At 40.4% G+C, this 6014-nt stretch carries 3 protein-coding genes and 1 pseudogene; 3 read left to right on the forward strand and 1 reads right to left on the reverse strand.

The window, feature by feature from the left end; all coding sequences use genetic code 11:
* Window position 1: 1 nt before the first annotated feature.
* Window positions 2-1018, forward strand: coding sequence for a UDP-glucose 4-epimerase GalE (gene galE, locus GBN19_RS09875; RefSeq protein WP_151778021.1), 1017 nt, complete (start codon window positions 2-4; stop codon window positions 1016-1018).
* A 111-nt stretch (window positions 1019-1129) separates the two neighbouring features.
* The gene (locus GBN19_RS09880; protein WP_151778022.1) at window positions 1130-2965 is read left to right on the forward strand and encodes an LTA synthase family protein; all 1836 of its coding nucleotides are present in this window, start codon (window positions 1130-1132) and stop codon (window positions 2963-2965) included.
* A gap of 57 nt (window positions 2966-3022) precedes the next feature.
* Here GBN19_RS09880 and GBN19_RS09885 read toward each other — a convergent pair whose 3' ends face one another.
* Window positions 3023-4393 (reverse strand): phosphomannomutase CpsG, encoded by a 1371-nt coding sequence (locus GBN19_RS09885; RefSeq protein WP_151778023.1) that lies wholly within the window; start codon window positions 4391-4393, stop codon window positions 3023-3025.
* 530 nt (window positions 4394-4923) lie between these two features.
* On the opposite strand from GBN19_RS09885, the pseudogene GBN19_RS09890 reads away from it, so the two are divergent.
* Window positions 4924-5889, forward strand: a pseudogene (locus tag GBN19_RS09890) (cation:dicarboxylate symporter family transporter); the annotation flags it as partial.
* Window positions 5890-6014 lie beyond the last annotated feature (125 nt).

Genomic DNA, 6014 nt, shown 5'->3' on the forward strand with positions numbered 1-6014 from the left:
CATGACAACAGTTTTAGTGACGGGTGGCGCAGGGTTTATTGGTTCACATACATGTGTGTGTTTGCTTGAAACAGGGTATGACGTTGTCGTGCTGGACAATCTCAGTAACAGCTCGCCTGAAGCATTGGAGCGTGTACAAGAACTGACAGGAAAGGCACTCAAATTTGTTGAAGGTGATATTCGGGACAGCCAAGTACTGGATCAGGTATTTGCAGATCATGCAATTGATGCGGTGATTCATTTTGCAGGTTTAAAAGCTGTTGGTGAAAGTCAGCAAATTCCACTAACTTATTTTGATAACAATATCTCGGGCAGTATCAATCTAGTCCAAGCGATGCAGCGGGCAGAGGTATTTCGACTGGTGTTTAGCTCATCGGCAACGGTCTATGGTGATGCTCATCCGTCACCTTTACACGAAAGCATGCCAACCGCGATGCCAAATAACAATTATGGCTACACCAAACTGGTGGTTGAGCAAATGCTGGAGAAATTGGCAGAAGCGGATGATCGTTGGTCATTGGCTTTATTGCGCTATTTCAATCCTGTAGGGGCACATCCAAGTGGTCGAATCGGTGAAGATCCACAAGGCATTCCAAATAACCTGATGCCGTATATCACCCAAGTGGCAGTGGGTAAACGTGAAAAACTGTCGATCTTTGGCAATGACTACGCTACCCCAGATGGTACAGGCGTGCGTGATTATATTCATGTAGTAGATTTGGCAGAGGCACATGTTTGCGCACTGAAAAATCGTTTAACGCAACAAGGCTGCCGTGCATGGAATATTGGTACAGGGCAGGGCGTTTCGGTTTTAGAAATGAAAAATGGTTTTGAACAGGTCAATGCTGTGCCGATTGCTTTTGAGTTTGCTCCACGCCGTGCAGGTGATGTCGCAACCTGTTTTGCCGATAATACCCGTGCAGTGACAGAGTTAGGTTGGCAGCCAAAATATCAACTTGAAGATATGCTCAAGCACAGTTGGAACTGGCAAAAGCAAAACCCTCAAGGTTATCGTTAAATATGAAGGTGGCGCAACAAGCGCCATTTTTTTCGATCATATTGGGCTGTATGCTATTTATTCTTTGATATAATTTTCCGCCTGTTCAATCAATCTTCTCCCTCCTGCCTTATGAACACCTTACGCCAGCAAATTCTCTTTTTGCTTGTGGCTTGCTTGTCTACATTTTTCTCAATGTATCTTGCATCAAGTTGGAATTTTTTGCTTGATGGTTTCTCTTCAATTCGTCTTGCCAAGACATTGATGTCCTGTTTGTTTAATTACAGCCTGATTTTATTATTCGCTGCTGTTCTAAGACGACAATATACCGCACTGGTACTGAGTCAGATTTTCGCAGGACTGATTGAATTTATTAACTTTAAAAAAGAAAAATATCTCTCCACCAACTTTAGTCCCGATGACATCTTATTATTTTCAGAAGCTTTTAAAGCTGCACCGATGCCATTGAAAGTTGCTTTTTTTGCCTTTATTGCAGTGTTCTTGACTGTGCTGATTTTCTGTTTCCGAAAAGAAAAAGCCACACCCATAAAGAACTACGTGGTGCAGTTGTTACTCAGTGCTGTGATGTTTTGCTCAGCCATATATATGAACTACATTAAGAGTCCAATTGGGGCTTGCAGTAAACCGAACTATCCAAGTATTTGTTTAAATATGTCAGGTTTTCCCAATACCCGTAGTGACTGGATTGGAGATTTTCGCAAGATTCAGAATTTTGGTTTTACCACATTTTTTATGTCGAAAATTTTGGATAATTTAACCGGAACTTTTTTACCGCATGAAACTGTTTCACGTGAAACCATTGAACAGATTTTTAAACCCTTAGAAACCCCTACAGCAGCAAGTGAGCCAGCATCATCGACGACGGAACAACCCAATATTGTGGTGGTGATGGATGAGTCGATGTGGAATCCACGCTTGCTCGATAAAAAATTACCGAAGAATCTCACGCCATTTACCAAGCAAAATCAGGTCTCTGCATTATTATCTCCTTCATTTGGGGGTGGGACTGCCAATGTTGAATTTGAAGCACTGACCAGCTTAAACACGATTTTCTTCCGTAATGAACTGGTCTACGTGGCAAAAATTCGTAAGCCAATTTATTCCTTGCCGTTGTATTTAAATAGCTTGGGCTACGACACCATCGCCATGCACAATAACTGGCGTTACTACTACAACCGTAATCGTGTTTATCAGTCGATGGGCTTTCACAAGTTTATATCACTTGAAAATATGATGAACTCAACCAATCGTTCGACCATCTTTAATCAGGCAGGTTGGGCGAATGATGATGTGATTTTTAATTCCATCAAAACAGAATTGAGCCTTGCCAGTGATCAACCGAAATTTATTTATGCGATTACAGTTGAAAACCATCCGATGTATTCGGATGACCGTTATGGGACACAGTCTTATAAGCTCAATCCGAATCTGTCTGAAAGTGCCCATCAGAAAATGGCAACCTATACGGCTGGGGTGGCGCGAGCCGACCAACATATTCGTGATCTGACAGCGTATGTGAAAACTCTGAAACGTCCAACCATTGTGATTGCATTTGGGGATCATTTGCCAAATCTACAAAATGTGTATGATGAATATCATTATTTTGATCAAGACCCAAACCGTGAAGAACCGAATGCCTATGAAACACCATTGGTACTGTGGAGTAATTATCCTGTACAGCGGAAAGTTTTTGCTCAGCCCTTTATTCCAGCCAGCTTTTTAGCACCGAAAATTCTGCATTTGGCGAATTTGCCATTGTCACCTTATTATCAATTTATTGAGCAGGTTTCTTCTTGTTATGATGCGATTCATCAGAAATTTATTCGTGAAAAAGCATCCTGCAAATTCAATAAAGAGCAACTTCTTGAACAATATAAATCGTTGAATAACGACACATTGAATGGACATAATTTTACCTATCAAATGCTGAAACCGAAAAGTCATTGATCCAATAAAAAAGCTCGGTATGTGACCGAGCTTTTTTATGGCTGCCGATGTAAACGATTAGCTCTGAATCATGGCGGATAGTTCATCGACATAGGCTTGCATCGTACGCGGCTGAAGTTCACTACGGCTTTCAATATTTAAACGCAGCAATGGTTCAGTATTGGACGCACGGATATTTAAACGCCATGCGCCAAAGTCCAGACTGACACCATCGGTACGGTCAATCACAGGATTTTGTGCAGCATAATGATCAAAAATCTTTTGAATGGTGATTTGGCTATCAGCAACTTTAAAGTTAATTTCACCGCTACATGGGAATTTGGCAATCATGTCTTCAACCAAGCTTGATAATGATTGCTGAGTTTCAGACAATAAACTTGCCACCAATAACCATGGAATCATGCCACTGTCACAGTAAGCAAAATCGCGGAAATAGTGGTGTGCGCTCATCTCACCGCCATAGATGGCATTTTCTTCACGCATGATTTGCTTAATGAAAGCATGACCCGATTTAGACTGTACGGTTTGCCCTTGATATTTTTCAACAATATCCTGCGTGTTCCAGACCAGACGCGGGTCGTGCACGATTTTTTCATTCGGATGTTGCAACAAGAAGGCTTGTGCGAGTAAACCGACAATGTAATAGCCTTCGATAAATTGACCTTTCTCATCGAACAAGAAACAGCGGTCAAAGTCACCATCCCAAGCAATCCCCATATCGGCTTGATGAGCAAGCACGGCTTGTGACGTACTGTCACGGTTTTCAACCAGTAATGGGTTAGGGATACCATTGGGGAACGTACCATCAGCTTCATGGTGAATCTTGATAAATTCAACAGGGATATTGAGTGCTTTAAACTGAGTTTCAATGGCATCAATCACATGACCTGCTGCACCATTACCTGCATTGACCACCAGTTTGAGTGGGCGAATTTTTTCAGGCTGGATATAACCCAAAAGATGCTCAACAAATTCAGGTAAAATATTATAGTTCTGTGTGCTGCCTTTTTGGCTGACTTCAGTAAATTCAGCACTTTCTGCTAAGGCTTGAATTTCTTTTAAACCTGTATCGGCACTAATCGGACGTGAATTTTCACGCACCAGTTTCATACCGTTATAGTCCATCGGGTTGTGACTTGCCGTCACTTCAATACCGCCCTGAACATCGAGATGGAACGCCGCAAAATACACTTCTTCTGTGCCTGTCATACCCAAGTCAAGGACATTAACACCTGCATCATTTAAACCACGAATCGTGGCTTGTTTAAGACTTTCACTGCTAAGACGAACATCACAACCGACCGCGATGGTTTGAGGTTGATAGATCTGACCGTAGGCACGACCAATTTTATAAGCAATATCTTCATTCAATTCAGTTTCGAGTTTGCCGCGAATGTCATAGGCTTTAAAGCACGTCAGTTTTGTCATGATATTGATAGATAGACTGTTATTGGAAAACTTCATTATAGTGGTCTTTTAAAGCTTGTCTGTATTTGAGGCATTGAACAACGTAACAAAGTGCATCTCATATTTTGCTGAAAAAATCACATAATTATCTGTGTTAGACATTTTTTCGATGAGTTAATATAATTTTTGTTAAAAATTAGAAATAAAATACATAAAAAATAATAACTTATAGTTATGGTTTTAGCTGTTATGGTGATTTTTTAAGAGATTTTGTGGAATTTTTGAGTGAATCTTAAAAAAATTAAAATTTAAAGTAAAAATAAGTTTTTGAATTAAAATAAGAAAATTTAAATATTAATTTTTTGTTGCAAGTATTTTGTATTTTTTTTGTTGACGAAAGAATAGCCCCTGAGTAGAGTAGTCCCCGTTTTTAATGGAGCGGCCTCGAAATTGGATTTCGACTTATATGCTTTATTCTTTTCCATCTTCCTTTGTTAATGTCTGCCCATATTACTGTGGACAACTCACTGGATCGTATAAGGTCTTAGCCTATGAACAAAGTAAAGATTAGTCTTGCTTGGCAAATCTTAATTGCATTGATTTTGGGTGTTGTTGTGGGAACTATTTTGCACAACCAACCCGATATTCAGCAAAGTGTTGTGAATAACTTTTTGAAACCAGCCGGTCAAATTTTTATTAACTTGATCAAGATGATCGTTGTACCGATTGTGATTTCAACTTTAATCCTAGGTATTGCTGGGGTTGGAGATTCCAAAAAACTTGGAATCTTGGGTGTAAAAACCATTCTTTATTTTGAAATTATTACCACTGTTGCGATTGTGGTGGGTATTGTTGCTGCCAATGTCTTCCATCCTGGTTCAGGCATTGATATGTCTTTACTACATAAAGCCGACATTTCTCAGTATGAACATACCACTGAAGAAGTGCAGTCACAGTCACATGGTTTGGTACAAACGATCTTGTCGCTGATTCCATCGAACATTTTTAGTGCGATGGCAAGTGGACAAATGTTGCCGATTATTTTCTTCTCGGTGATGTTCGGGATTGGTTTAGCTGCTCTGCCTGTAGAAACCAAACAACCATTACTTAATGTGTTGAAAGCAGTTTCTGAGGCGATGTTTAAAGTCACCCACATGATCATGCTGTATGCGCCTGTGGGTGTATTTGCCTTGATCGCGGCGACTGTAACGACGTTTGGTTTTGCGTCATTGGTGCCTTTGGCAAAATTGGTGGTGTTGGTTTACGCTGCAATTTTGTTCTTTGGTTTAGGTGTCCTCGGTTTAGTTGCAAAAATCTGTGGTCTAAACATTTTTACCCTGATCAAGATTCTCAAAGACGAACTGATTTTGGCGTACTCAACGGCAAGTTCTGAAACCGTTTTGCCACGTATCATGGAAAAAATGGAAGCGTATGGTGCACCAAAAGCGATTTCGAGCTTTGTAGTACCAACAGGCTATTCATTTAACCTTGATGGTTCAACCTTGTACCAAAGTATTGAACCGTACCGGGTTTGTCGGAGACTTTTTTATTTAAGTTAGGCCACCTGACCTAACGGGTTAATCTTATCATAGTACATTGCTTCAAACTCAAAAGGCGATACATAACCCAGTGCACTGTGTAC

Source organism: Acinetobacter brisouii, assembly GCF_008993995.1.
Classification (GTDB): domain Bacteria; phylum Pseudomonadota; class Gammaproteobacteria; order Pseudomonadales; family Moraxellaceae; genus Acinetobacter; species Acinetobacter brisouii_A.